General features: G+C 37.6%; 37 protein-coding genes and 1 pseudogene. 33 read left to right on the forward strand and 5 right to left on the reverse strand.

The window, feature by feature from the left end; translation table 11 throughout:
* Positions 1–19 precede the first annotated feature (19 nt).
* The 4 genes from sufD to sufB are packed head-to-tail and all read left to right on the forward strand — an operon-like array spanning position 20 to position 4,440.
* A complete protein-coding gene (sufD, locus tag BAZO_RS07945; protein ID WP_003330877.1) occupies positions 20–1,324 on the forward strand; it encodes a Fe-S cluster assembly protein SufD in 1,305 nt (434 codons plus the stop codon).
* The gene (locus BAZO_RS07950; protein WP_003330878.1) at positions 1,324–2,547 is read left to right on the forward strand and encodes a cysteine desulfurase; all 1,224 of its coding nucleotides are present in this window, start codon (positions 1,324–1,326) and stop codon (positions 2,545–2,547) included. The genes sufD and BAZO_RS07950 overlap by 1 nt, the downstream gene beginning before the upstream one ends.
* Positions 2,534–2,998 (forward strand): Fe-S cluster assembly sulfur transfer protein SufU, encoded by a 465-nt coding sequence (gene sufU, locus BAZO_RS07955; RefSeq protein ID WP_003330880.1) that lies wholly within the window; start codon positions 2,534–2,536, stop codon positions 2,996–2,998. The genes BAZO_RS07950 and sufU overlap by 14 nt, the downstream gene beginning before the upstream one ends.
* 44 nt (positions 2,999–3,042) lie before the next feature.
* Positions 3,043–4,440, forward strand: coding sequence for a Fe-S cluster assembly protein SufB (gene sufB, locus BAZO_RS07960; protein ID WP_003330881.1), 1,398 nt, complete (start codon positions 3,043–3,045; stop codon positions 4,438–4,440).
* Positions 4,441–4,507: 67 nt separating this feature from the next.
* Here the strand turns inward: sufB and BAZO_RS07965 are convergent, their stop codons facing one another.
* The 3 genes from BAZO_RS07965 to BAZO_RS07975 form a co-directional block, all read right to left on the reverse strand.
* Positions 4,508–5,695 carry a site-specific integrase gene (locus tag BAZO_RS07965; protein WP_003330882.1) on the reverse strand — a complete coding sequence of 396 codons (1,188 nt, stop codon included), beginning with the start codon at positions 5,693–5,695 and terminating at the stop codon, positions 4,508–4,510.
* A 90-nt stretch (positions 5,696–5,785) separates the two neighbouring features.
* Positions 5,786–6,502 (reverse strand): Fic family protein, encoded by a 717-nt coding sequence (locus BAZO_RS07970; RefSeq protein WP_003330883.1) that lies wholly within the window; start codon positions 6,500–6,502, stop codon positions 5,786–5,788.
* A 17-nt stretch (positions 6,503–6,519) separates the two neighbouring features.
* On the reverse strand, positions 6,520–7,176 hold the full coding sequence (locus BAZO_RS07975; RefSeq protein ID WP_003330884.1) for a LexA family protein: 657 nt from the start codon (positions 7,174–7,176) through the stop codon (positions 6,520–6,522).
* Between the two features lie 190 nt (positions 7,177–7,366).
* Between BAZO_RS07975 and BAZO_RS07980 the strand changes: the two genes are divergently transcribed.
* Both BAZO_RS07980 and BAZO_RS07985 read left to right on the forward strand, forming a co-directional pair.
* Complete coding sequence (locus BAZO_RS07980; protein ID WP_039957219.1) at positions 7,367–7,591, forward strand: helix-turn-helix transcriptional regulator; 225 nt, start codon at positions 7,367–7,369, stop codon at positions 7,589–7,591.
* A gap of 16 nt (positions 7,592–7,607) precedes the next feature.
* Positions 7,608–7,841 (forward strand): hypothetical protein, encoded by a 234-nt coding sequence (locus BAZO_RS07985; protein ID WP_003330886.1) that lies wholly within the window; start codon positions 7,608–7,610, stop codon positions 7,839–7,841.
* On the opposite strand, the gene BAZO_RS07990 is transcribed toward BAZO_RS07985, so the two are convergent.
* Positions 7,806–8,129: a hypothetical protein gene (locus BAZO_RS07990; protein ID WP_003330887.1), complete on the reverse strand. Its 324-nt coding sequence runs from the start codon at positions 8,127–8,129 to the stop codon at positions 7,806–7,808. The genes BAZO_RS07985 and BAZO_RS07990 overlap by 36 nt on opposite strands.
* Before the next feature lie 84 nt (positions 8,130–8,213).
* Between BAZO_RS07990 and BAZO_RS07995 the strand changes: the two genes are divergently transcribed.
* A complete protein-coding gene (locus BAZO_RS07995) occupies positions 8,214–8,492 on the forward strand; it encodes a helix-turn-helix transcriptional regulator (protein ID WP_003330888.1) in 279 nt (92 codons plus the stop codon).
* A 194-nt stretch (positions 8,493–8,686) separates the two neighbouring features.
* Positions 8,687–8,836 carry a hypothetical protein gene (locus BAZO_RS22325; RefSeq protein WP_157382091.1) on the forward strand — a complete coding sequence of 50 codons (150 nt, stop codon included), beginning with the start codon at positions 8,687–8,689 and terminating at the stop codon, positions 8,834–8,836.
* Positions 8,837–8,843: 7 nt separating this feature from the next.
* Here BAZO_RS22325 and BAZO_RS08000 read toward each other — a convergent pair whose 3' ends face one another.
* Positions 8,844–9,035: a hypothetical protein gene (locus tag BAZO_RS08000; protein WP_003330889.1), complete on the reverse strand. Its 192-nt coding sequence runs from the start codon at positions 9,033–9,035 to the stop codon at positions 8,844–8,846.
* 120 nt (positions 9,036–9,155) lie between these two features.
* Between BAZO_RS08000 and BAZO_RS08005 the strand changes: the two genes are divergently transcribed.
* From BAZO_RS08005 to BAZO_RS22340, 25 genes and pseudogenes are all read left to right on the forward strand, one after another.
* Positions 9,156–9,425, forward strand: a complete 270-nt coding sequence (locus BAZO_RS08005) for a hypothetical protein (protein WP_003330890.1) — start codon at positions 9,156–9,158, stop codon at positions 9,423–9,425.
* 13 nt (positions 9,426–9,438) lie between these two features.
* Positions 9,439–9,819, forward strand: coding sequence for a hypothetical protein (locus BAZO_RS08010; RefSeq protein ID WP_003330891.1), 381 nt, complete (start codon positions 9,439–9,441; stop codon positions 9,817–9,819).
* 126 nt (positions 9,820–9,945) lie between these two features.
* Positions 9,946–10,632 (forward strand): ORF6N domain-containing protein, encoded by a 687-nt coding sequence (locus tag BAZO_RS08015; protein ID WP_003330892.1) that lies wholly within the window; start codon positions 9,946–9,948, stop codon positions 10,630–10,632.
* Complete coding sequence (locus BAZO_RS08020) at positions 10,629–10,901, forward strand: hypothetical protein (RefSeq protein WP_003330894.1); 273 nt, start codon at positions 10,629–10,631, stop codon at positions 10,899–10,901. The genes BAZO_RS08015 and BAZO_RS08020 overlap by 4 nt, the downstream gene beginning before the upstream one ends.
* The gene (locus BAZO_RS08025; RefSeq protein WP_003330895.1) at positions 10,898–11,101 is read left to right on the forward strand and encodes a hypothetical protein; all 204 of its coding nucleotides are present in this window, start codon (positions 10,898–10,900) and stop codon (positions 11,099–11,101) included. Before BAZO_RS08020 ends, BAZO_RS08025 begins: the two co-directional genes overlap by 4 nt.
* A gap of 176 nt (positions 11,102–11,277) precedes the next feature.
* Positions 11,278–11,499 carry a hypothetical protein gene (locus BAZO_RS08030; protein ID WP_003330897.1) on the forward strand — a complete coding sequence of 74 codons (222 nt, stop codon included), beginning with the start codon at positions 11,278–11,280 and terminating at the stop codon, positions 11,497–11,499.
* A 103-nt stretch (positions 11,500–11,602) separates the two neighbouring features.
* A complete protein-coding gene (locus BAZO_RS08035; protein ID WP_003330898.1) occupies positions 11,603–12,568 on the forward strand; it encodes a hypothetical protein in 966 nt (321 codons plus the stop codon).
* Complete coding sequence (locus BAZO_RS08040; RefSeq protein WP_003330899.1) at positions 12,568–14,712, forward strand: ATP-binding protein; 2,145 nt, start codon at positions 12,568–12,570, stop codon at positions 14,710–14,712. Before BAZO_RS08035 ends, BAZO_RS08040 begins: the two co-directional genes overlap by 1 nt.
* Positions 14,696–16,513: an ATP-dependent helicase gene (locus tag BAZO_RS08045; RefSeq protein WP_003330900.1), complete on the forward strand. Its 1,818-nt coding sequence runs from the start codon at positions 14,696–14,698 to the stop codon at positions 16,511–16,513. The genes BAZO_RS08040 and BAZO_RS08045 overlap by 17 nt, the downstream gene beginning before the upstream one ends.
* Positions 16,514–16,704: 191 nt before the next feature.
* Positions 16,705–17,184: a single-stranded DNA-binding protein gene (gene ssb, locus BAZO_RS08050; protein ID WP_003330901.1), complete on the forward strand. Its 480-nt coding sequence runs from the start codon at positions 16,705–16,707 to the stop codon at positions 17,182–17,184.
* Between the two features lie 86 nt (positions 17,185–17,270).
* On the forward strand, positions 17,271–18,113 hold the full coding sequence (locus tag BAZO_RS21140; RefSeq protein ID WP_003330902.1) for a DnaD domain protein: 843 nt from the start codon (positions 17,271–17,273) through the stop codon (positions 18,111–18,113).
* A gap of 280 nt (positions 18,114–18,393) precedes the next feature.
* A complete protein-coding gene (locus BAZO_RS22975; protein ID WP_235786717.1) occupies positions 18,394–18,897 on the forward strand; it encodes a DnaA ATPase domain-containing protein in 504 nt (167 codons plus the stop codon).
* Positions 18,898–18,948: 51 nt separating this feature from the next.
* Complete coding sequence (fbpA, locus tag BAZO_RS22330) at positions 18,949–19,167, forward strand: Fur-regulated basic protein FbpA (protein WP_003330905.1); 219 nt, start codon at positions 18,949–18,951, stop codon at positions 19,165–19,167.
* A gap of 64 nt (positions 19,168–19,231) precedes the next feature.
* Positions 19,232–19,546 (forward strand): annotated as a pseudogene (locus tag BAZO_RS22335) (putative metallopeptidase); the annotation flags it as partial.
* A 1-nt stretch (position 19,547) separates the two neighbouring features.
* The gene (locus BAZO_RS23500; protein ID WP_326153766.1) at positions 19,548–19,682 is read left to right on the forward strand and encodes a hypothetical protein; all 135 of its coding nucleotides are present in this window, start codon (positions 19,548–19,550) and stop codon (positions 19,680–19,682) included.
* A 70-nt stretch (positions 19,683–19,752) separates the two neighbouring features.
* Positions 19,753–20,376: a hypothetical protein gene (locus BAZO_RS21150; protein ID WP_003330907.1), complete on the forward strand. Its 624-nt coding sequence runs from the start codon at positions 19,753–19,755 to the stop codon at positions 20,374–20,376.
* A gap of 87 nt (positions 20,377–20,463) precedes the next feature.
* Positions 20,464–20,799 carry a hypothetical protein gene (locus BAZO_RS08080; protein ID WP_003330908.1) on the forward strand — a complete coding sequence of 112 codons (336 nt, stop codon included), beginning with the start codon at positions 20,464–20,466 and terminating at the stop codon, positions 20,797–20,799.
* Positions 20,799–21,314, forward strand: a complete 516-nt coding sequence (locus BAZO_RS08085; protein ID WP_003330909.1) for a Holliday junction resolvase RecU — start codon at positions 20,799–20,801, stop codon at positions 21,312–21,314. Before BAZO_RS08080 ends, BAZO_RS08085 begins: the two co-directional genes overlap by 1 nt.
* Before the next feature lie 184 nt (positions 21,315–21,498).
* Positions 21,499–22,509, forward strand: a complete 1,011-nt coding sequence (locus BAZO_RS08090; RefSeq protein WP_003330911.1) for a zinc-finger domain-containing protein — start codon at positions 21,499–21,501, stop codon at positions 22,507–22,509.
* 137 nt (positions 22,510–22,646) lie between these two features.
* The gene (locus BAZO_RS08095; RefSeq protein WP_003330912.1) at positions 22,647–23,216 is read left to right on the forward strand and encodes a sigma factor-like helix-turn-helix DNA-binding protein; all 570 of its coding nucleotides are present in this window, start codon (positions 22,647–22,649) and stop codon (positions 23,214–23,216) included.
* A 50-nt stretch (positions 23,217–23,266) separates the two neighbouring features.
* On the forward strand, positions 23,267–24,049 hold the full coding sequence (locus BAZO_RS08100) for a hypothetical protein (protein WP_003330913.1): 783 nt from the start codon (positions 23,267–23,269) through the stop codon (positions 24,047–24,049).
* Positions 24,050–24,075: 26 nt separating this feature from the next.
* The gene (locus tag BAZO_RS08105) at positions 24,076–24,306 is read left to right on the forward strand and encodes a hypothetical protein (RefSeq protein WP_003330914.1); all 231 of its coding nucleotides are present in this window, start codon (positions 24,076–24,078) and stop codon (positions 24,304–24,306) included.
* Positions 24,307–24,308: 2 nt separating this feature from the next.
* A complete protein-coding gene (locus BAZO_RS08110; protein ID WP_003330916.1) occupies positions 24,309–25,091 on the forward strand; it encodes an HNH endonuclease signature motif containing protein in 783 nt (260 codons plus the stop codon).
* 13 nt (positions 25,092–25,104) lie between these two features.
* Positions 25,105–25,287, forward strand: coding sequence for a hypothetical protein (locus BAZO_RS08115; RefSeq protein ID WP_003330917.1), 183 nt, complete (start codon positions 25,105–25,107; stop codon positions 25,285–25,287).
* A 38-nt stretch (positions 25,288–25,325) separates the two neighbouring features.
* Positions 25,326–25,496, forward strand: coding sequence for a hypothetical protein (locus BAZO_RS22340; RefSeq protein WP_157382094.1), 171 nt, complete (start codon positions 25,326–25,328; stop codon positions 25,494–25,496).
* The last annotated feature ends 77 nt before the right edge of the window (positions 25,497–25,573 follow it).

Here is a 25,573-nt window from a genome sequence, read left to right on the forward strand (position 1 = left end):
GCAGTGAGGAGGAATTTTGATGACAGTCGAAACTAAACTTCCATACGATGCTGAGTATGTAAGTCAATTTTCAAAAAATCTTGGAGAACCTGAATGGTTAACAAATATACGCCTTGAAGCTTTGCAGAAAGTAGACCAATTACCACTGCCAAAAGCTGATAAAACAAAAATTGATAATTGGAATTTCACAAACTTCAAGCATGGTTTAAAAAATGAAAAAATACAATCTTTAGAGCAATTACCAGAAGAAATTAAAGCATTAATTAATAGTGATCAAGCACAAAAACAAAATTTGCTTATTCAACGTAATGGCTCGTTAGCATATACTGTTATATCAGAAGAACTTAAAAATCAAGGTGTTATTTTCACGGATATTGCTACAGCAGCTTCCACCCATGGTGAACTGCTACAGAAATATTTTATGACAAAAGCAGTAAAAGTGGATGAACATAAATTGACGGCTTTACATGCTGCTTTAATGACGGGCGGTACTTTTATTTATGTTCCGAAAAACGTTGAAGTGAAAGAACCGTTGCAAGTTGTTTATTTGCAAGATGAAGACGTGGCACTTTTTAATCATGTCATCGTAGTGGCAGAGGATAATAGTGCTGTTACCTATATCGAAAACTATTTATCATTTAATGAAACAGAAAATGTTGCTAATATTATTGCTGAGGTTATTGCTGGTACAAATGCAAACGTTCATTATGGTGCTGTTGATCACTTGGCAACAGGAATGACAGCCTATGTGAACCGTCGTGGTGTTGTAGGTCGTGATGGACGTATTGAATGGGCATTAGGACAAATGAATGATGGCAATACAGTTTCTGAAAACATTACGAATCTAAAAGGCGATGGTTCCTATGCAGATTCCAAAACTGTGACTGTTAGCCGTGGCGAGCAAAAACAGAACATTACAACGAAAATTGTTCATTTCGGTAAAAACTCAGTAGGCAATATTTTAAATCATGGTGTAGTAAAGGACGAGGCTACTTCCATTTTCAATGGAATTGGTAAAATTGAGCATGGTGCAACAAAATCGAATGCTGAGCAAACATCGCGTATTCTGATGCTAAGTGAAAAAGCTCGTGGCGACGCAAATCCAATTTTATTAATTGATGAAGATGATGTAATGGCAGGACACGCAGCATCAGTGGGACGAGTTGACCCAGTTCAACTTTACTATTTAATGAGCCGTGGTATTCAAAAAGTGGAAGCAGAACGCCTAATCATCCATGGATTCTTAAGACCGGTCGTTAATGAATTAGCGATTGAAAATGTAAAAAATCAGCTAGTTGAAGTGATTGAAAGGAAAGTTCGATAATGAATATTCAAGAAATCCGTAAACAATTCCCGATTCTTCACCAGCAAGTTAATAATCATCCGTTAGTATACTTGGACAGCGCTGCTACATCGCAAAAGCCGGTACAAGTTATAGAGGCGGTAGACCGGTATTATCGTGAATATAACTCTAACGTTCATCGCGGTGTACATACACTAGGAACTTTAGCAACAGACGGATATGAAGGCGCACGCGAAAAGGTTAGAAAATTTATTAATGCAAAAGCAGTTCAAGAAATTGTGTTTGTTCGTGGTACAACGACAGGAATCAATACTGTGGTTGCAAGTTATGCTCGTGCAAACCTGAAAGAAGGCGACGAGATCGTTATCACGCCAATGGAGCATCATAGTAATATTATTCCTTGGCAGCAGGTTGCTAAGACTTCGGGTGCAACGTTAAAGTATATTCCACTTCAAGAGGATGGTACGATTGCCTTAGCAGATGTTGAAAAAACAGTGACGCCAAATACAAAAATTGTTTCAGTCATGTACGTTTCTAATGTGCTCGGGACAATCAATCCAGTGAAGGAAATTGCGGCCATTGCTCATAAAAACGGAGCTGTAATGGTTGTTGATGGTGCACAAAGCACGCCACATATGAAAATTGACGTTCAAGATTTAGATTGTGATTTTTATGCTTTATCTGGTCATAAAATGTGTGGACCAACTGGAATCGGTGTATTATACGGAAAGAAAGCTTTACTGGAAAAGATGGAGCCGATTGAGTTCGGTGGAGAAATGATTGATTTTGTTGATTTGTATGATTCAACGTGGAAAGAGCTCCCGTGGAAGTTCGAAGGTGGTACACCCATCATCGCAGGTGCGATTGGTTTAGGTGCAGCGATTGACTTTTTAGAAGAGATCGGAATGGATAATATTGCTGAGTATGAGCATAAGCTAGCACAATATGCGATGGAAAAAGTGGGTGGAGTGGAAGGTGTAACGATTTATGGACCGAAAGAAAGAGCTGGTCTTGTTACATTTAATATTGATGATGTCCATCCACATGATGTGGCAACAGTATTAGATGCAGAGGGAATCGCCGTTCGTGCGGGACATCATTGTGCACAGCCATTGATGAAATGGTTAAAAGTATCGGCAACTGCTCGGGCTAGCTTTTATCTATATAATACTGAAGAAGAAATTGACGTCTTTGTTAAGGCATTAATAAAGACAAAGGAGTATTTTGGAAATGTCCTCTATTAATAAAAATATTGATTTGGATTCACTGTATCGCAAAGTGATTATGGATCATTACAAGAATCCGCGTAATCGTGGAGTAATGCAGGATGAAAGTGATATTAAGATTAATATGAATAACCCGACTTGCGGTGACCGAATTCAATTGCAATTGAAGGTTGAAGATGGAATCGTAACGGATGTTAAATTTGATGGAGAAGGCTGTTCCATTAGTATGTCATCTGCATCCATGATGAGTCAGGCTATTAAAGGGCAAAAGATTGAAAAGGCCCTGCGGATGGCTGATGTTTTTTCAAAAATGATGCTTGGTGAAGATTATGATGATACTGGTTTGGATCTTGGTGATATCGAAGCGTTGGCGGGAGTTGCCAAGTTTCCGGCTCGTATCAAATGTGCGACATTATGCTGGAAGGCAATGGAGAAAGGTCTTCATGAACACGAAGATCATGAACATTAAGAATCAGCTTTTCTCTTACACCCAATTTAGGAGGGGATATTAAGATGGCAAAGAAAATGCCGGAGATCGGCGATTATAAATATGGCTTTAAAGATAAAGACGTTTCTATTTTCAGATCGAAGCGTGGATTAACAGAAGAAATCGTAACAGAAATTTCAAAAATGAAAAAAGAACCACAATGGATGTTAGATTTTCGCTTAAAATCTCTAGAATTATTTTACAAAATGCCGATGCCACAATGGGGCGGGGATTTAAGCGAGTTAAACTTCGATGAAATTACGTATTATGTTAAGCCTTCAGAGAAGTCCGAGAAATCTTGGGATGAGGTTCCTGAAGAAATTAAGAATACGTTTGATAAACTAGGTATTCCTGAAGCAGAGCAAAAATATTTAGCAGGGGTTTCTGCTCAATATGAATCTGAGGTTGTTTATCATAATATGAAGGAAGACCTTGAAAAACTAGGTATTGTTTTTAAAGATACTGATTCTGCATTAAAAGAAAATGAAGATATCTTTAGAAAATATTTCGGGACAGTTGTCCCGCCTGCAGATAATAAATTTGCAGCCCTTAATTCAGCTGTATGGTCTGGTGGTTCCTTTATCTATGTACCGAAAGGTGTAAAGGTAGATACACCGCTGCAAGCGTATTTCCGTATTAACTCTGAGAATATGGGACAATTTGAACGTACACTCATTATCGTTGATGATGATGCATCGGTTCATTACGTTGAAGGCTGTACAGCACCAGTTTATACAACAAACTCCCTTCATAGTGCGGTTGTAGAAATTATCGTTGGTAAAAATGCATACTGCCGTTATACAACAATTCAAAACTGGGCAAATAACGTTTTCAACCTTGTTACAAAGCGTACAACAGTTGATGCCTACGGTACAATGGAATGGGTTGATGGCAACATCGGTTCTAAGCTGACAATGAAATATCCAGCCTGTATTTTGAAAGGTGAAGGCGCACGTGGTCTTACACTTTCAATTGCGATTGCTGGTAAAGGACAGCATCAGGATGCTGGTGCGAAGATGATTCACCTAGCACCGAATACTTCATCCACTATTGTTTCTAAGTCCATCTCTAAGCATGGCGGAAACGTAACCTATCGTGGTGTCGTACACTTTGGCAAAAAGGCTGATGGCTCTCGTTCAAACGTTGAATGTGACACATTGATTATGGATAATAAATCAAAATCAGATACAATTCCATACAATGAAGTTCATACAGAAAATATTTCGCTTGAACACGAAGCGAAAGTTTCAAAAGTATCAGAAGAACAGCTCTTCTACCTAATGAGCAGAGGTATTTCAGAACAAGAAGCTACAGAAATGATCGTAATGGGCTTTATCGAACCATTTACACGTGAACTTCCAATGGAATATGCGGTTGAAATGAATCGTTTGATCAAGTTTGAGATGGAAGGCAGCATTGGCTAAACCTTGATAGACAAGGGCTTTGTGGTGATATTTTAATGTGTTGCCCACCATTTGCCCACCAAGGTAATTAAAACTTAATATATTGAGAGTAGAGTTCCAATGCTTCATTCTCAATTTTTTCAGTAATGTGTAAATACGTATCTGCGGTGACTTTCGTACTGGCATGTCCGAGTCGCTCGGATACGTATTTTATATTTGCCCCTGCTTCTAATAAATGAACGGCATGCGAGTGCCTCAGAGCATGAGGGGATAATACAGGAAGATCTGTCCGCTTGCATACTTCCTTGAAATACTCTCTTACAACGTTTGTTCTTAACCACCGACCATCATGTTGGTGAAACATAACATTGTCTTTTGAAGCTTTATAATTCTTATAGCGGAGAATAACCTCATTTTGATTAATTTTATGTTTTTTCAATAACTTAACTGTTTGCTCATCTAATTTAACTATCCGCACACTTTTTAATGATTTTGGAGTTGAAATGTACGGTGTTGAATTTAAAGGATAAACAAGCGTTTTGGTAATACTTATTGATTTTTCTTTTTCGTTGAAATCATCCCATGTTAGTGCAAGGGCTTCTCCAATCCGAATACCGGTGCGAGCCATCAACGAGAATAGTACATAATATTGAATTGAGTGTTTATATTTTGCATTCTTTTGTGGTGTTTTTAAAGAGTTCAAGAATTTTTCAAGTTGTTCTTTTGAAAAATACTGAACACGGTTAGTATTTTCAACATCCTTTGGTATCTTAATTTTTTGAATTGGATTTTCTCGAATAATATGAAACTCATGAACTGCATCATGTATAGCTGAACTAAAAATGCTGTGTATCCGGCGCACGGTTCCTTCGCTATAGTGGTCACGGAGTTCATTTATCCATTTTTGATATTCTGTCCTTGTTATGTCTTTAAGTCGATATTTTCCCCATCGCGGTAAAATGTTCAATCTAACATTACGTTCCTGAACGGAGTACGTGATCGGTTTGACGTTAGGCTTCTTAAAAACTTCTAGCCATTCGCTAAAGTAATTAAGAACAACCTCATTTCCATTTTCGGCAAAGCCAAACTGATTGATCTTTAATTCTTCTTCTGCAGCTGCCAGTTGTGCTTCTTTCTTAGATGTAAAACCGCCTTTAGATTTCTCTTTTGTTTTCCCGGTTTGCCGGTCTACATATTTAATTCTGTACTCCCATTTTGCCCCACATGTACATTTCTTCTTTTCGCATGTACATCCGCGTTTTCGAAAACTAGCCATGTAAATCACTCCTTTATTTGCAAACAAGAGCAGACAAATGAGCCTGCTCTTGCTGTTTTTAATTAATTAGCGCTAGTTAATTAATTCATTTTATTCCATTGTTTCTGGTGGGATCTGTTTATTTTCTTTATTTTGAAATCTACGATGGCGTTCTTGTTCTTCTGCCAACATTTTTTCCATGAATAGGGTAAACTGTGTTACATCTTGTTCGGATAATAAACGTAAATAAGTCGCTTTATCATTGCTGTTAATGATGAGTGGTTCGAAATCATGCTGCAAAAGAGAGTAGTTCATCACCATTCGTCCTGTACGCCCATTCCCATCTGCGAATGGATGAATCCGTTCAAAAGCAATGTGAGCTTCCGCAATTATGCTCCATTTTTCTTTCGAAGATGTTGCATTGTCTAAACGATAGTTGAGATTATCCACCCATTGTTGCATAAGTAGAGGTGTTTCCTGTACGCTTGCTGTCATGAAATCAGCACCCACAATCGCATTTTCAACAGACTTAAATTGTCCTCGATCGTATTGCAGACGATCCATTAATAAAGAATGAATTTCTTTAACTGTATGCAGTTGGAGCGGCTCATTGTGTGCTAATGCTTTAAGTACATAGTGGAATGCCTGTTCATGATTTTTGATCTCATACACTTCTCTTAAATCAAGACTGCGGTTACTTGATACTTGATTGTGCAGAATGATAGAAATCGTTTCTGCCAATGTAATTGTGTTGCCTTCTATTGCAGAAGAATGATGCGCCATTCGTACAAGGATGTCGTCTAGGTATTCTTTGGACCACTGTTTCATTTTCAATTCCTCCTTTCTTAAGATAAGTCCCTTGTTACACGTACCGCTTTTCCGATGATTCTTACGGGGTTGTTTTCATCAACAATGATGGGACTATGTATCGGATTATCTGGCATCAACATGATATAGTCGCCTTGTTTGCGTATTCTTTTCAAGGTTGCTTCTGTATCACCATTAACAAGCACAGCCGCAATCTGCCCGTATTCCACTTCCGGTTGTTCACGTATAAGTACATGTGACCCATCAGGTATCGTTGGCTCCATGGAATCGCCTTTAGCTTCGAGATAAAAAATATTTCCACTAGGTAAGGTATCCGGGGACTCGTACCGGTATCCCTTTAAATTTTGTTCTGCCAACAGGGGATCCCCACAAGCGATGGTGCCCAGAATCGGTACAGGTACGGTCATGGGTGCGACAGGGATTAGGTTGCTGGGATTTCCATCTGTTTGTTTGAAGCTAGGGTCTATTTCAGATTTTGGTACTCCAAACGCTTCTGATAGTTTCTCTACGTTTCCGGGACTAATTAATGTTCTGCAATTTATATAGTCAGAAAGCGTGCTTTTTGAAATACCTGATTTTTCACTAAGTTTCAGTTGGGTCCATCCCCTAGCGGTTCTTAATCGCGTTATATTATCTGATATTTGCTTTTTTAAAGGTAAGTCTCGATCGATCATTAAATCACCCCCTTTCCTTTGTAATTTCATTATATCCGAAAAAATACGGAATGTACATAATAATTCCGAATATAGTCGAAAGTCGTTTAAAAATATTTTTATAATTTCCGATAAAAGTCGGTTGACTTTCCGAAATAATTCGGATATTATATAATTACACCGAGCGATAAGGGGGTGAAATACTTTGGAAATGAAAATAACTTTAAAAGCTGCGAGAGTGAACGCAGGGCTTAAATTAGTTGATGCTGCCAATAAATTCGGGGTTAATAAAGATACTTTATCCAAGTATGAAAAGGATTCTTCTAACGTGCCTCGATCTTTTTTCGCAAAGATTGAAGAAGTGTATGGATGGCCCGTGGAAAATATTTTTTTTGGACCACAATCCGATTTTTTTCGGAAATTAAAAACGGCATAGACAGGAGGTGAAAGGGATGGAGGAAGTTAAAAAAGAAGCCACCGTTTCAGCGATGGGTAAAGAAAAAAGAGTCATTCATGTTAATTCAATTGATTTAAAACTTGAACGTATGAACAGAGAAGAAGCGATTCTATACCTTAAAGGTCGGCTTGATGAAAGCTATGCAAGAAATAGAGAATTGCTAGTAGCAAATCACAATTTAAGACAACAGCTTTTAGAAATGGTGGAAACGAAGCCACTCGTATATTAGTGGTTCCATTTTTCCGCCTTCATGGTCACCAACTTCAAGTAAATAGTATTCAAAGAAATTCAACCTGTTTAACTCTTCTTCTATCAAAGAAAAGCTTTCTGTCGTTCTAAAAAGCCAAATTGCGTTATCTTCAGTCAATTTGATGAATGGTTTCTGATATTCTTCGTAATAACCTTTTTGGTGTTGTAAAGCAGTTGAGCATAAGAACGATAAAACAGAGTGTAATTTATTCAACATCTCATTCGAGGGCATATAGTCAATGATTAGTAAAAAAATTCTGCTATACATGGTTTCACCTCCTTCCCTGTCAATATTCGACAAAAAGAGTGTGAATCCTGCTTAAAACAAAACCGCATGAAGGGGGTGAGAGGGATGAAGCTTGGTAAAAAAAGAAGGAAAGCAAAGAAAATTTATGAAAGTTCAAAGTACTTTTCACTAAAAGGTGCGAAAAGAGAACGTTTAGTTAATGAGAGAAAAAATCTCAAGTTAACACAAAGTGATGTTGCAAAGAAATTAGGGGTTTCCATATCGCTTATTTCATCACTTGAATCAAATCGAAGTAGGCCTAGTTTAGAAGTGGCGCTTAAACTACAAGAGCTTTATGATGTACCGCTGGAACAGTTATTTCCTGATGATAATGATTTTTATTAAAAATAATGCTTGACACGATAGTGTTGAAAAAATTCCAGTTTTAAAATTTCAAACCGTACTATTATGTGTCTTGTGATTGGTTAAAGGTGTTTGTGTTATATCGTTCTATTGTATTAGTTAATTCAGCAAATAAAAATGGAAAAAGTTCATTTTTGTACAATGTTTTTAAAACAAATAGGTTAGGAGTGAGATGGATGAATCAAAGTGAAATGTTGAATTCCAGTATTTGTGCTTTGTTGGCACTAATTGAAAATAAGGCAAAGGAGGGAAACTCCGACAGTATCGATAAAACACTGCCAGAGCTTGTGAATGCAACTGCCGAATTAATTAAATCCCAATACTGATAAAGGTTTAGTTCAGTCCTTTATCAGCCTCATAAACAGCTTTGTAGATGGATTTGAAAAGTTTGTTTATCTCAGCTGCATATTGAGAGTTATATTCTTCAGCGCTGATGTCTGAACCAAAGTTAGTTTGCATTTTCTCCAATGCTTTAAGAGTAATCTCTTTTGCTACTTCTAACTTTGTTGTTGGTGAAGATGCCATATTTGCACCGCCTTTCTTAGAAAATTGAAGAACGTACACTCGCCAAAGTCTCAGTTCTTCAAGTAACAAATTTCTACAAGAAAGTGCGAAATCCTGCAAGCAGAAAGGAAGTGAGTGGAAATGTTAACAGTTCAAGTTGATGAACAAGTAATTGAGCAAAGGTTTCACGATGAACTTAAAAAGCGTCTGGATCAACTTGAAAATCAACAAGTGTTTTGGGACATGAAAACGCTATGTAAAGTCACTTGCATGAGCGACAACTTTATAAAGGATCAGTTTTTCTACGATACGCGTTTCCCAAAGTTCCGTATAGGAAAGAAATGGCTGTTTCCGGCGAAAGAGGCAGAAAGCTTTTTGCTTAAGTGGATTAAAGAACACCCAACAAATTAAGGGAGGAAAAAAGATGAATAAAACACAACTTGATTTTAATTTAACAGTTAGTCGTTTAATAGGCGAAATTCAGCAGCTAGGGACAATGATTACGTTATGCACAGAAATGATAGTTGAGGTTGAGTTCAGGCCTCATGTGAAGTGGACTACCGTAAGAATTTATAAAGATGACGAGTCATTTAAGAAAAAAATTGACGGTGTTGAATCTGGTTTTATTTACGTATCTACCGAAGAAAAATATTTCAATGATACTCCAGAAAAACAACAATTTACTATTAAAAGGTTAATGAAGATCAAGCGCCAGTTGATCAACATCTTAAAAGAAAAGCAAATTAATTACGGAAAGTTAGATTACACAATCAAGACAGTTGAATACAAGCAGTATGTGATTTAAGGAGCTTTGTTGCTCCAAATTTTTTTAGACTTTTGCAGAAAAAGTTGTCGTACCTACCAAGATATGAACATACATCAGTGATTATGACAACAAATGGAAGGTATCAATGGAGAGGAGAGAAAGAAAGTGGAATTACAAGTTATTGAGAAAAACGGATTTAGAGTACTAGCATCTACTCAATTAGCAGAAGCTTACGGTACCGAACCAGTAAAAATTCAGCAAAATTTCAATAACAACAAAAACCGTTATAAGGAAGGCAAGCATTTCATTTTGTTACAAGGTGATGAATTAAAAGAGTTCAAGCGCAACTTCGAAAATTTCGAAGTCGCTCAAAATGTAAATAAACTGTACCTTTGGACAGAAAAAGGAGCATGGCTACACGCAAAATCACTGAATACCGACAAAGCTTGGGATGCTTTTGAATTGCTGGTGGACGCATACTACACGGTGAAAGAACAAGTCAAAGTATTAAGTGAACGTGAGCAGTTAATCGCATCGATGAAACTAACAATCGAAACACAAGAAGAAGTAGGGCAACTGAAGGGTGAGATGAAAGAAATTCGTTTATTGGTGGAAGAACAAATCACTTTGGACCATGGTGAGCAAAGAAAAGTTCAAAAGACGGTTGCAAAGCGTGTTTACGATATATCGGATGACTCTGAACAACGAAGTGCATACTTTCGAGAAATCTACCGTGAAATTAAAGATCGCTTTGGAGTTGCTTCTTATAAAGATATTAAACGAAAGGATATTAATTCAGCTTTACGTTATATCGAAGCGTGGATTCCGAGAAAGTCTGGTGCTGCATCATGAACATACATAACAAAGTGCTCCCTGCAGACCGTAACTTGGCGTATCAATTAGAAGAATGCTCCATTGCCTGTTTACGAAATGCTTACGTATATCGGATGACAGGTGACCGTGAAACAGCAGCTCGCTGGATGGAAGAAGCCAGACGTTGTGAACGTGATTTGGACAAGCTTATCCAGAAGAAACAGGAACGCGATCGATTAGAAGAAGTTGTGAAGGATTTAAAAGCCCGTGGTATTTTATGTGAAATTGTTAGGAGGTCAATTGGATGATTCGATTTCGTATAACTGCTACACCTCGTATATTGAAAGCCAAAGAGGTTAGACAACATTGCGAGTATTTAAGATCTAATTTGGAAGAATTCAACAGAATGCAGGACATGGACTATTACATTAAGCAGGTAATTGAATTCAATCGTCCGTTTTTAGAAGTAAAAGAAAAAGCAGCTAACGCGCCAACGTTAACCGCTTAACTAATAATGAATTTTATCAAAAATATTATATCACATTTATTGTGAGCGACAAGTTAGATTCTTGTCGTCATGCCGGGGAACTTTAAATGATTCCTTCCTCCCACCCCTATTTATTATTCCTCGGCGTGACGATGCGAGTGTAGCCATTCGCAAATATGAAGAAAGGAGCCTAGTCAATGCTTGAAAATCAAATGGTAAACGACAAACATTGGAAACACCATGAAAGCAAAGCTAAGGTGGTTGGTGAGTGCGCAGGATGCAAGGATGAGATTTATGTAGGTCATGATGTTTACGAATTAGAAATCGATGGAGAAAATTTTTTAATTCATCAGGATTCAAAATGTTGTGAAAGGTTTATTGAAAAAATATCTTTTTGGAAAGTTGCTGGGGAAGATTAATGGTCTGTGCGCCAACACAGACCAAATATCACAAAAATAAACTTACGCCTATTTTACATCATCTGTAAAGAAATAGGCAAACGAAAATACAGGAGGTATTGCAATGTCTCAAAACCAAATAGCAAAGCAGAATAATTCTACTGCAATTCTGGGCGAAACAGAAGTATTTATTCGCCGCAGTGCTGCAGGTGCGATAAAAGCAATTAAGGGGAAAGTGAATCTGCTTGAAAGCAAAGGTCATCTAGCAAAAATTCAGGATAAGGTAATGATCACGGAAGCCGGCTATAGAGAATTAAATAAAATTGCCGGTGTTTCAATCATTACGCCTGAAAAGTTGACGTTGCCGGATGGAAAAGTCGTAGTTAACCCTTACCCGATTGTAGATCCAGTATCCGGAACCATCTCAAAAGTCTGGGTTAAGAAAATCGGAATTGGCTATTCTCCAATCGGTAATTTAGTCATTACTTCATCAACGCTGCTATATGACATTCAAATGTACTTAATTCAGGATCTGGCCAAAAAAGTACAATACAACAAAGATGCCGGCAGAATATGCATGGAGCAAACTCTATCAGAGGAAGACATGAAAAGAGGGGCATTCTTCAAAATTGAAGGCAATGTTGGGGTTTGGGTTGATTTAAGTCATAAGGATGTCTTAAAAGCATTCGATACGTTTATTAATAATAAATTATTTGCTGAAAGAAAAGCCCAAACGATATGTGAACGTAATGTTCTCAAAAAACATCCTTCTCTTTCAACGACATATGTAGAGCCGCAGATGCTAAATGGTAAACATGTTGGTCAAGTAACGGTCATCGGGTTTACACATGATCTTTCAAAAGATGAGCTACTAGAAATGGCTGATCAGGCAGAACGTGGAGAACCAATTAAAGTTCGCGGCGAGGATGCACAAATTATTGATCACTATGATGATGTAACGGAAGAAGATATTGTCTCATCAACTGATGAAGATGAAATTGCTCAACAAGTGAAAGATGAAGGTCAACAACCGGCACAAAATCAATCAGCGGATCCAACCTTTTTTAATGAAAGTGGGGTGGTGTTCTAATGATTAAAGAAATCATTATGAAAAACGTTAAAGGAACAACAACCAATCAGCAACTTACAGGTAAAGACATCATTATAGGTCCAAACGGTGTTGGTAAATCGACAAGAATTCAAGTATTGGGAGCAGCCCTTTTAGGTTATGTTCCAGGACACGGCAAAGCTCCCGGGGAAACATTCAAGCATTCAAGTGACCAGGATGTTATGACTGTTGGATTGTCTGTTAATGACTTTACATTTGAACGAAATTTCGAACGGAATGTCACAAGAAATAAGACAACTGGAAAAGAAGACATTAAGTATTCTGAGAAGGTTTCATTAAGTCCATCCAAAGGAGAGCGAACTAACACCCAGAAGAAATCTAGAATTGAACAAGAAGTTGGTAGTTTCCCAGTCATGTTAGATTTCAATGAATTTTTGGGCTTATCAGATTCGAAACGCAGGGATTTTATTTACGGCTTATCATCAGCTGGATCCACTTGGACAAAAGAAAAATTAGATCGTCATTTAAATGATAGCTTGTTATCGATGGAAATCGAAGTGAATAATCCCGATTACTATGAAACATTAACGGAATCTATTAACGAAGCAATCAATAATTTTCCCAATAACTATGATTTTTCTGATGGATTAACGGCTGTTATTGATTGGGTCGATGGACAACTTTCCTATTACAAAAAGCAAAAAGACGACTCTGAGGGTGCTGTTCGTGCCTTTGCTGAAATGAAAAATAAACTGAACGATACAGATCGTGGCTTAAAGCAAAATAAAGAAGAATTAACGCAGTTACGTAACAAGTTGATGGCAGTTAAAGAACAATATGCTCGTGATTTCGAAAAAAAGAAGGCGTTTGATCGGAAAAATGAACGTATTACCGAACTTCAGCAGTCAATTGAGTCATTAAAGAATAATCAAATCGAAGGCACAGAACAAATTGAGAAACAAATTACAGAATTAAATCAACAAGTGAAGGAAGTTCCTGAAAGTAAGTCGGCATCTTACGAAGCAAAAGCTACAGAATTAGAAAATCAAAAACAGCAGAATATGAATGAAGCGTGGACTGCCAAAGGAAAGACTCAAGAACTTGCGGCTAAAAAAGCTAGTATAGAGCAAACATTAAATACAATCAACGAAAATAAAGGGGTTTGTGTTATTCAAGCACAAATTGCATGCAACAAAGATTTTTCTAAGTATCTGGAACATGCGCAAGCCAAAGTTGATTCACTGGCGGCATCGATAAAAGAGTTTATCGAGATTGGTAATGAAAAAATAAAATTAGCTGAAAACCTAGGAAAGCTAGTCAAAGAATGGAGGCAAAAGGCGCAACAAGATAACAACAATTTTCGTGAAGTGGTCAATCATAATCAGCAAATCACGAATAAAATTAGCCTTTTAAAAGAACAATTAAATCTTATTCAGAAAAAGAAGGAGCAACAGGCAAGTAAACTTCAAGATTTAAATAGTGAACTTGAAAAATTACAAAACGAATCAAATGAGCCGATTGCCCCACTGGATATACTCGAGCGTCAACAAGAAGCATTAGCAAAACAAATTGAAGAGCTTGAGACAAAAGTGACAGAACAGGAAAAGGCTAAGAATCAACTTGCTACGCTTAAACAATCGATGTTGAATTACAAAAAAGCTGAAATGAAGGTAAATGCCTTTAATTCGATTAAAAAAGAACTTGGTGCAAAAGGTGTACAAGGATTAATTGTAAAAGAGCAGCTTGATCCAATTAAAAAGGATATTGAAGAAAATCTTCGAGCAATGGGAGTTGAACATGAAGTATTCTTCCAGACAACCTCTGACACAGGGCAAGAAGTCTTCCAGTTTGGTTGGGTAAACACTGGCGAGCAAAGGAATTTTGATTCGTTATCAACTGGCCAACAGATCATTTTTTTAATAGGATTTATGATTACTATTTTGGAACGGGCAAATCCACCGTTAAAGGTGCTTGCAATTGATAACATTGAAAATTTAGATCCTAAGAATTTTTACAATGTGGTGAAAGGTTTGGACCAACTTTCTCATAAAGTAGACAACATTATACTAGCAGGCGTTCTTAGTCCAATTAGTTTCGACGGCTGGAAGGTATGGCAATTAGAGCAAACTAATGAAGCAGGTGAAATGCATGAATCAGCTTCTTAATGGTTTGAACGAAGGTCAATTAGCAGCTGTAATTTCTCAATCTACCAGAATATTATGTCTTGCGGGGGCGGGTACCGGAAAAACAAGAGTACTTACACATAGAATCGCGTATTTAAACGATGAATATCGTGTCGGTACTTCAAACATGTTAGCCCTGACATTCACCCGTCTAGCTGGCAAAGAAATGAAAGAACGTTTAATGAAATTAGTTGGCGAAACAGAAGGGCAGAAGCTCTTCTGTAACACCTTCCATGCCTTCTGTGTAAAGGTTTTTAAAGAATATGGTCATCGCATTGGATTAGATGCAAACTTTATGATTTACGACCAATCAGACCGTGACAGCATCATTAAAAAGATTATAGCTGAGTACTGTTACGATACAACTTTAAATAAAGTGCTAAGCGGCATGAGTGAGTCAAATGAGCATACGGAAGAATACAAGGTTCTCAAGGAATTAGACTTCCGACTTAAACAAAATAATGCCGTTGATTTAGATGGACTTTTAACAAAAACAAGGCAGCTGTTAGAAGAAAATTCTGATGTATGCGATAAGTACAGAAATGAATACAAATATGTTTATATTGATGAATTCCAAGATACGTCAGACGTTCAAATGAAGATTATTGAATTAATCAATCCAGACAATTTATTTGTCGTAGGCGATGATTTCCAAAGTATTTACGGATGGCGTGGAGCAGAAGTACGTAACATATTAGAATTTCCGCATCGTTATCCAGGATGTGAAGTAGTTAAGTTAACTCGAAATTATCGATCAACCATACCGATTATTGATGCATCAAATAAGCTGATCAAATGTAACATCAATCAATCTGAAAAAGAACTAGTAACAGAGGTTGCTGGACAAGCAGTCGAGATGTTTTTGCTAGATAACGAGAATTCTGAAGCTGATCAAATTATATCTGTCATTGAAGATTTAAAAGGTGAAATTGAATCGTTTTCGGATATAGCGGTACTGGCGAGAACAAATAAGCAGCTAGATTATATGTCAAAAAAACTACAAGAAGTAGGACTTCCAGTATTATTGCTATCTAATCGCTATGACCCATTAAAAGATAATGTTGTGCAGATGTGTATTGGTTATTTAGAGCTCGTCATAAATCAAAAGGAATCATGGAAAACGAAACGCTTAGTTAATTTCCCGGAGCCGAGGTTAACTCCTTTGCAAATCGAAGAAATTGAATTGTACTGCATTGAAGAAGATGCAACATACTTAGAGGCTTTGGAACACTTTAAAAGCAAATATAGGGCATTGGAAAGCTTTTTAGGAGTCTTAGATAAATTACGAACAGAACAAATTTACAGCATGGATGCACAAACAGCTTTTCGTGCCATTGTCCATCTTTTAGGCATTATCCCAATGTATCAAGAGCAGGGATTAGATAATCGCATACAAACATTAGCAATAGCCCGAGATAGGATTGGTAAATGGGTAGAACTCCAAAGAAAATTAGGTGAAATTTTTTATCCGGATGCTTTTCTTCGCTGGATGGTTACAAAGGATATTCAAGAAAAGTTATTGGATGATAGCGACGCAATTCGTCTGATGACCGTACATGGATCCAAAGGTCTTGAATTTGAAAATGTATTTGTAATTGGAATGAATGAAGGAGTATTCCCGAGTTTGCGTGGTGATATCGAAGAAGAGAGAAGACTTATGTACGTCGCTTCAACTCGTGCAAAAAAACGATTGATATTGACCAGACCTAAAGCGATTCGCACCTACTCTGGTGATGAAGAATTACGAGAGCCTAGCAGATTCCTGAGTGAAATGGGAGTCTAGGTGAATTATGACAAATACTTTAGAGTATGAAATCCCTATCCCACAGTTTTATTTGTGGGTAGGGAGGGAGTACAACAGAGGATTAATGATTAAATACGTTAGAGGATTTATAGAAAATAATCATCCGGAATTAAAACCCATCAGAATTCAAAATGGGAAAGTTGTTTGTATTAGGAAAGGAGGAAACAACAATGTTAAACCGAGTAGTACTCGTAGGCCGCCTCACAAAGGATCCAGAACTGAGGTTCACCCCCAATGGGGTAGCTTGCTGTAATTTTACACTGGCTGTTAACCGCACATTTGCAAATCAGCAAGGTGAACGTGAAGCAGATTTCATTAACATAGTCGTTTGGCGTAAAGCGGCCGAAAATGTTGCAAACTTCCTGAAAAAGGGAAGCTTGACCGGTGTAGATGGTCGTATGCAGACTCGTAATTATGAGGGGCAAGACGGGAAAAGAATTTATATTACAGAGATTGTAGCTGAATCGGTTCAATTCTTAGAACCGAAGAGTAGCAGCTCTCAACAGCAACAGAATAATAACAATTACGGTCAAAAAAATAACGGGAATCGACCAACCAGTAACAATAATAGCACAAATAATTACGATCATGATCCGTTCAAAGATGATGGTTTGCCAATTGACATATCGGACGATGATTTGCCCTTTTGAAAAATGAACGAGGCATAGGCATAAACGGTAAGAGGCGGTGTTGGTGGGAAATCAATTCGCTAAGTTAGTGAGTTGGAGTGATTAGAATGAATTACATCAAGTTAATTAACGCCTTCTATGATCGGCTCGAAACGAATTCACTTAGCACATCAGCAATTGCTTTATGGCACGCTTTGGTGCATATAAACAATAAGGCTGGATGGCAGAGAGAATTCACGGTGGCTGTATCGGTGCTATGCGTTAAAACAGGACTTTCTGAACGAACTATTTCAAATGTAAGAAATGAACTAAGACAAAAGAATTTTATAGATTTTAAATCCCGTAAAGGTAATAAATCGGCAGTCTATTTATTGGAAGATTTGACGGAAATAAATGCTCACAATGTTTCCTATAAAGATGCTTTGTCGGCAAATAATGCCGACAGTGTTTCCGACAATCTTTCCGACAACACTTCCGACAGTGTTTCTGACAATCCTTCCGCATTAATTAAACTAAACGAAACTAAACGAAACAAAATAACTAGTAGTAGTAGCGCACGTGATGAAGTACATGCTTTTTACATGGACAATTTACAAATAGGAGTGACATCATCACCGTTTGTTTTCGAATCGATTGATTACTGGATTGACGATCTGAATACTGAATTAGTTTTGGCTGCTATGAAACTATCAGCTAAGAAAGAGAAAAAAGGATTTGACTATACAGAAGGCATCTTAAAAAGATGGGTTGAAGCTAATGTCAAAACCATTGAAGATGCCCGTAGGTACGAATCGTCTTTCTTTAATGACAAGAAGGGAGGTAAAAGGCATGGAACCATTAAGCAATTTCCTGCAAGAACTAGCGAAGAAGAATCCAAACTTCGCGAAGCGATTGAGCGACGTAAACGACTTGCAAAAAATCCCGGTGCAGACATTGACTGTCCCTACTAAAGATTGCCCATTTTCCAAATGTGATGGCAGTGGATTTGTTTGGTATAAGGATTGGTCTAAACGTCAGGATCCTAACGGACGTGATGAATGGATGGAAGAATGCGAATGCAATAAAGACAGAGTTTTAAGGCGAAAGTTGAAATTTGCTAAGATTCCAGAAACATTCAGAGAATCCACCATTAACGGTTTTAATATCAACGCCTATGAACAGCTTGAATCTAAAGAGATAGCAGCATTAGCCAAAAAGGCAGCGACCAACTATGTGAAGCATTTTGAAAAGATGCAGGAAAAGGGGAAAGGCTTGTACTTCTACAGTTACACAAAGGGATCTGGAAAGACCAAGCTTATTTCCAGTATTGCTAATGCATTAATTAAACAATACTCCGTTGACTTGATATTTATTACCGGTGAGGACTTGCTAAACGAAATTAAAGGTACGTTTGGTAAGGATTCTAGGCAATCTACAAGTGAAATGATCAAAATTTTTAGAGTAATAAAGGTTTTGGTCATTGATGATTTTGGCATTGAAGCCGGTGAAAATGGTGCAAATGATTGGGTAGAGAGAACCTTTACCAGTATTCTAAATGACCGATTAGAAGCCAAACTGGTTACTATTTTCTCGTCCAATATCAAAATCGATGATTTAGACCAATATTATAAGTCTGGTCGCCTGAGTAGCAGGGTGAAAGAAATGGCACCTGAAATACCAATGCCTGAAGAAAGCGTTCGTGTTCGTAAAGCTGATTATGAAAATACTAAACTAGAAGAATTGCTTTATGAATGATAGATGCCAAAATATGAGTTTTATTAACTTACAGAGTAGGAGGTTAAGAGCGTGATAGACCAAGCTGAAAATCTTAGGATTGCCATTAATAACAATAAAAAAGTTGCTGAACAGCGTAAGCATTTTTTGATCGAACAACTTTTAAAAATGGATTGGGAATGCACGTCCGATGGTAAGCAATTATTTGAAATGTCGTTACCAGAATTAGAACAAATTCACATCAACGAAAAATGTCGCATCGGTAGAGAGATGAGCATACATGTTAATTAAGGGGGACTAACAAATGTTTGATAAGGCATACGAAGTTCAAGTAATCGCAGAAGAATTAATCAAGATGCACCATCCTCATTTGCTTGATGCGATTGATGAGGAGTTAATCGGTTATTTTTTCAGAGACGGCAATGCAGATTGGGCTGGTAAAGCAAAAAAATGTACTGCTTTCGAACGTTACGTGACAGGCAAATTGTTATTCGTTTTTATCAATAGTGACTCTTGGGATGCGATGAAGCCAGACCAGCGCAAGGCATTAGTTGACCATGAATTATGCCATTTCACTAGAAGCAGCTTCAAATAGTACGACAACGATAAAAAAGAATGGATTATCACCTATGAAGATGCTCACGACCCTAAAAATTGGGGAATCCGTGACCATGATGTCGAGGAGTTTAGTGAAGTCATCAATCGTCATGGATTATGGGAAACAGGAATTGAAAAATTTGCTGCAGCTGTTCGAGATGCAGATTATCAAATGTCCATTGATGAAGTGGATCGTGATCAGAAATTAAAAGTTGTGAAGTAAATTAAGCCCTTGTTGATTGATATTGTTCTTAAAAATGTAAAGACGGAGGAATGAAAATGAAAATTATCTTAATTGACGATAAGAAAAAAGTGCATCTTGAATTTGAACAAGTTCCAGGAATGAATTTAGAACACATTTTTGACCGTGCTTTTAAGTATTTCGATTGCGGTTGTTGCAATGAGAATGCTGAAAACAAAGTTGTAATTAATAGGCCGAAAAGCAGTGTGGCTGAAACAAAACAATCTGAATCCAACCGTGTAAGTGTGAAAGAACAAGCTATTGCGATAGTGCAAAGGGCAAAAGAAAGAGAACAAAGTGTATCAAGACCACGACAATTGCCATTAATTGGAGCAGAGCCTACATTATCACAAAATTTAGGTGAAAAATTTGCGGCGGCGGTAGGAAAGAAACAAGATGAGTCCCCAGAGTTTTGGGCCACTGGCATTAAAACAAATGATGATGGCACGAAGCGTTATAAGTGCTATTACAGGTGCGAATGTGGATCTAAAGGCAATCACTATATCCAATTAGGAACGGAAAGCGTGAAATGCTATGACTGCCAAACGCAGTTGAAAGTTGAACAAGCTACTCCTTTTGGAAAAGAAATAGACGGTGAATGGGTTCCAGAGCGTGATCCGTTCGGTAATTTCTTTACGGCATTTATTAAGTGTGAAGGGTGATTGTCCAGCAAAGTAGTAATTTATAGCACTATTCTACAAATGAATTATTAGCAATAAGGAGAGAGTGCTGCTAAGGATGGTGTTCATTTGAGTAATATTGAGCTAATCGAACTATCAAAAGAATTGTACGCCATCAATAAACGCATGGATGAAGGCATTCTAAAGGCATATAGCCTGGCTAAGAAGAAAGCTGCAGCTGAAAGAGAGTACCGGAAGGAACTTGCAAAAGAAATGCTCAGGCTTCGTGAAGAGAAATATCCAGTGTCCATAATACATGACATCGCCCGGGGCAATTTAGCAGATTTAAAGTTTGAAAGAGATGTTGCAGAGGATCTCTTCAAAACTGCCATCACAGCTCTTAATACACTCCAAACAGAAGCTAGCGTGCTGCAATCAATTAAAAAACATCATGAGGTGATTTGATGAAACGATATGGAAGAGTAAATTATGCCAATCGCGGCAAACATTTTGAAAAAATTGTTGATTTGGCAAATGAGTATTACCGCATTAAAGGTATGGCTGAGATCAATAAGGAGCCAACACCTATAAAGGCGCTTAAAGTCATCGCAGGGCGCGTCAGGGACGGTGTATACGAAGAAAAAGCACGTGTAGATTACTACGGAGTCTATAACGGCCAACATATTTCATTTGATGCGAAATCAACGAATGAACGTACCAGATTTCCGCTCGATAACATAAAGCAACACCAAATGGACTACTTAAAGAGCATTCATGAAAAAGGTGGACAAGCTTTTATCTTACTTAACTGGGAGAAATTCAAAGAAGTCTATGTTATCCCGTATCTGAAGTTAGCGGAATATTGGCAAAATGCTCAAGAAGGCGGACGCAAATCGATTCCGTATGAAGACATGCTTAACTACAACTTGGTCAAATCGGGAAGAGGGGTTCCATTAGATTACCTAAAGGAGTTGGGATAAGGATGAATGCTCAGATAGTAATACAGGATACTCGTCCTGAATGGATGAGGGCAGAGGATGCTTTGTTTGCATGCATGATAAAGTGCTCGCTTTACAAAAGATGTTCTACAAGATCGGGGTTTGATTGTAAACACCTTGGCGGCCACATCATTCCGAAAATACGCTCCTAAAAGAAGGTGAGGCAGTGATAAATCAAAGATTGGCACTACTGCAAAGGCAATCAGAGATAATGGATGACCATTGTACTACATGTAAGCAAAAGTCTAGTAACAGCAATCGATATTGTGTTGACAGTTGCGAAGTCGGAAAAGAACTAAAGAGTATTGGCAATCAATTGCTTGGTTTATCAAATCGAAAAAAGGAGATGAAGTTAGGAATGGCAATGAACATAGGTAATTGCGCAAAGTTAAAGTATCTGGCTGAAACCTATCCATTTTTGAAGCAAAAGGATATGGCCAACATTCTCGGAGTAGCGGCTAGTCAAATATCTAGTTCGCTTAAATCAACAAATTATAAAAACTCAAAGCCTGATATGAGCATCCAGGAACATGTCCAAAATTACATGAAAAAGTATTATCCAGAAAAGATGGCAGGTGAAGTAATAGTGACGAAAACTGATGAACAACAAGTAATAAAGTCTACGAGCGAACATGTATCCATAGAAAAATATCAAGCTATGAAAAACTCATGGAAACGGTTGGCTGCAGAAAAAGATAAAGAAATTCAAGAATTGAAGCTGCAGTTAAGTGTGGCATCTACATTAACAGACATTAATTCAAATGGGGCAGAAGATTTTCGTGAAAAATTCGAGGAACAGGTTGAAAAGACTATTAGCTGGAAGGCAGCTGCTCAAAAACTCGAAACGGAATTGAATCATGAGATTGAACAGAACAAACTCCAAAAAGCACAATATGTATCACTTTCAGAACAGTACAAAACGGTGGAAGCAGCTTTTAAAGATTCCGAGAAAGAAAAACTTGAATTGTCCCATCAACTCGAAGCGTTAAAAGGAAACTCAAATTTTGCTATGAAGGAAGAGGACTCAAGGCAAAAAGGTGAACTTGCGAAGTTGCAATTAGCGTTGGAACAACAAGGGGAAATAAACGAAAAATTAAAACAAAAAATTAAGTACGTTCAATCTACAGAAAAGCTAACGTCTATGTTGTTGGCGTTGAAAATACAAGAATGCTTATAATAGCAGCAATAATTTTATGCCTAACAGTTATTTTATCAGAAATTGAACTAGCGATCAGAAAGAGAAAATAAAAAAGCCGAGAAGCCTCCCGGCAATGAATTAATCTACTCATTATTTTAACATACGGGAGGTAGCAAATGGAACAACTGCTCAAAGGTTATAAGCATTCTTTGCGAATAGTAAGAAGCCTCCAAGAACAAGCACGAAGTGAAAAAAAGAGACTAGAAGATATAAAGCTTAAAAACTTTAGCAAACTTGATAGTTCAAGAAGATCTGAGGTTATCAGAGAGCTTAACTTGTTAGGCGGAATGATTGGTGACTTGAAATATGCTATCCAGTGGATGAAAACAGGCCGTAATCCGGACAATATTAAACGTGGAGCTGAACGACCATACCGAACAATCTGGGAGCCGAAGATTATTGAGCAATGGCATAGCAGCCAGGACAATGATCCATATGACATGATTGACCGGGAAGAACAGAATCCAATAATTGTAACTGACGAAGAGCTTTGCAGGATTGAAGAAGCCATGTGTACTTGTACTGAACGCGAAAAGGTATTTTATAGGCTTGCTAGAGCTGATTATATGTCATTTCAAGAAATTGCCGACAAATTTGGTATTAGTAAAAGCACAGTACAAACAACCATTGAACGTGCAGAAGAAAAAATAAAAATCCAGTTGGAGACTAATCTATTTCTAACCTAGCAGGCTCTTTGGAGCTTGCTAGCATTTCAAACGATATTGAGGTGATAAATATGGCTGGCAGAAGGTTATGGACAAAAGAAGAGGACTTATATCTTGAGGATAATGTAGGGAAATTAAGACTTCAAACGATTGCCAAAAGGTTGGGTAGGACTTTGGCAGCGGTTGAGTCTCGGATATTATTCCTTGGTATCGGACATACAAAAATAATGAGTGGCAGAATAACAGCAAATGAATTGGCAATAGCGCTTGGCATTGATTCACATGCAGTTAAACGTTGGATTAAAAGCCATGGCCTTAAAGCTGTAACAAAAGCAACCAGGGCAGAAGCGAAGTTTCATCTGATATCCATTGATGACTTCTGGAAATGGGCAGAGGCCAATAAAGAAAAAATCAATTTTTCAAGGATTGAAACTGATATTTTAGCACCGGAGCCAGAATGGGTTGAAGTACAAAGGAAAATAGATACAGCCGAAATTCCAAAGAAACACAGAAAGCCGTGGAATGAAAAAGAAACACAACGACTTATGGAGTTATTTAACCAGGGCCGTTGTTTAGAAGAAATTGCACAGTTGTTAAATCGTACGGAAAAAGGGATTCAACGTAAAATATCCAGATTAAAAGAGCAAAGGCTGTTGCCATATGACAAAATATTGCTGCCGTGGAAGAAGAAAGAACTTCAATTGATGTTAGAACTCGAGAATCAAGGATTGGAAGACTCGGAGATTGCCATTGAATTAGGCCGGACTGAAAAACAAGTATCTTGGAAAAGGCTGCATTTAAGAAGCAAAGGTTTATATGATGGCTATAAGAAAAGAGTGAATTCGGTTTCTTAAATAATTACGTGAAAGGAATGAAGAATATGAGAAACACACTAGGTGATTTGAATAATCATTTGTTTGCGCAATTAGAACGTTTAAGTGATGAAGATTTAACTGGTGACAAATTAGCTGAGGAGATCAATCGGGCAAAAGCTGTGACGGATGTTGCTTCTCAAATCATTGCTAATGGATCTTTAGTGCTAAAAGCAAAAACTGCATATGAAGAAAACATAGCGGCCAACGCATCCAAACCTAAAATGTTGGAGGGATAAATATGCCGCATTACTATACAGAGGAGCAAAAGGACTTTATTCGTGAGTTTGCTCCAGGAAGGTACAACTCAGAAATTGCAGAACTGTTTAATGCTAAGTTTGGTATCAGTGTTACAGAAGGGCAAATTAAAAGCTTTAAAGCCAATCATCGAATTAAAAGTAACGTATCAAGAAGAAGGGTAATAGAAGATGTTGGGCTCTTTACAAAAGAGCAAAAAGCCTTCATTAAAGAGAATGTAAGGGGATTATCGAATCGAAAATTAACAGACTTGGTAAATCAAAAATATGGCCTTTCCATTACAGTTAAGCAAATGAAGACCTGGAAAAATAATCATGGACTATCTAGTGGTTTAAAAGGGTCTGAAGGTATGGACCCTCCGAATAAAGGCACGAAAGGATTATATAATGTTGGTGGTAACCGAACGTCATTCAAGAAAGGGCAGAAACCCTTAAATTACAAGCCAGTTGGAACAGAGCGCATCGATCGAGATGGCTACGTACTAATTAAAGTATCTGATGAGGGACCATGGAACAAACGCTGGAGACTAAAGCATAACGTAATTTGGGAAGAAGCAAATGGGCCAATACCAAAGGGTCATTGTTTATTGTTCCTAGATGGAAATAAACAAAACGTATCATTAGAAAACTTACAATTAATCACACGCAGTCAGCTCGCACGTTTAAATCAAAATCATCTGATTTCAAACGATGCTGAACTAACAAAAACAGGGCTAATTATAGCTAATATTTATGGAAAAATTGGTGAACGTAGGAAAAGTAAATAAGGAGTTAATGGTAATGGGGATAAACGAAATTACTAAAGATGAAGCAAATGAAATCATGGATAAATATAGTCCGCGTGGGTTGTATTACTTTTTTGACAATGGTCTCTATATCGGAATTGATAACTCAAGTGGAGATGCATGGGTTGAAGAGTTTAAAAGTAAGCAAGAATGCATTGATTGGCTAAAAGATTGGTGAATAATTGATTCAAAAAGCGACATGGTGAGGTGACGAAAATGACTAACACGCATGGAAAAACAATCAGTCTTTATGTAGTCACGGATGAAGAACATCTATATTGTGACCGAGTAGGAAGCGTCATTTGGGAGGACAGAACAAGAGTGTATTTAGATTTTGGTGATGATGTCTACTTGCTTGAACGACATGAAGTAGAACGAATAATTTAATGCACAGTTCGACCAAAACGTGTTGTAGATCATAACTATTTTTAATATACGCTTTGAAAAAAGGAAGCACTCGGCGG

The sequence above is a fragment of the Schinkia azotoformans LMG 9581 genome (assembly GCF_000307855.1).
Lineage (GTDB): Bacteria > Bacillota > Bacilli > Bacillales > Bacillaceae_J > Schinkia > Schinkia azotoformans.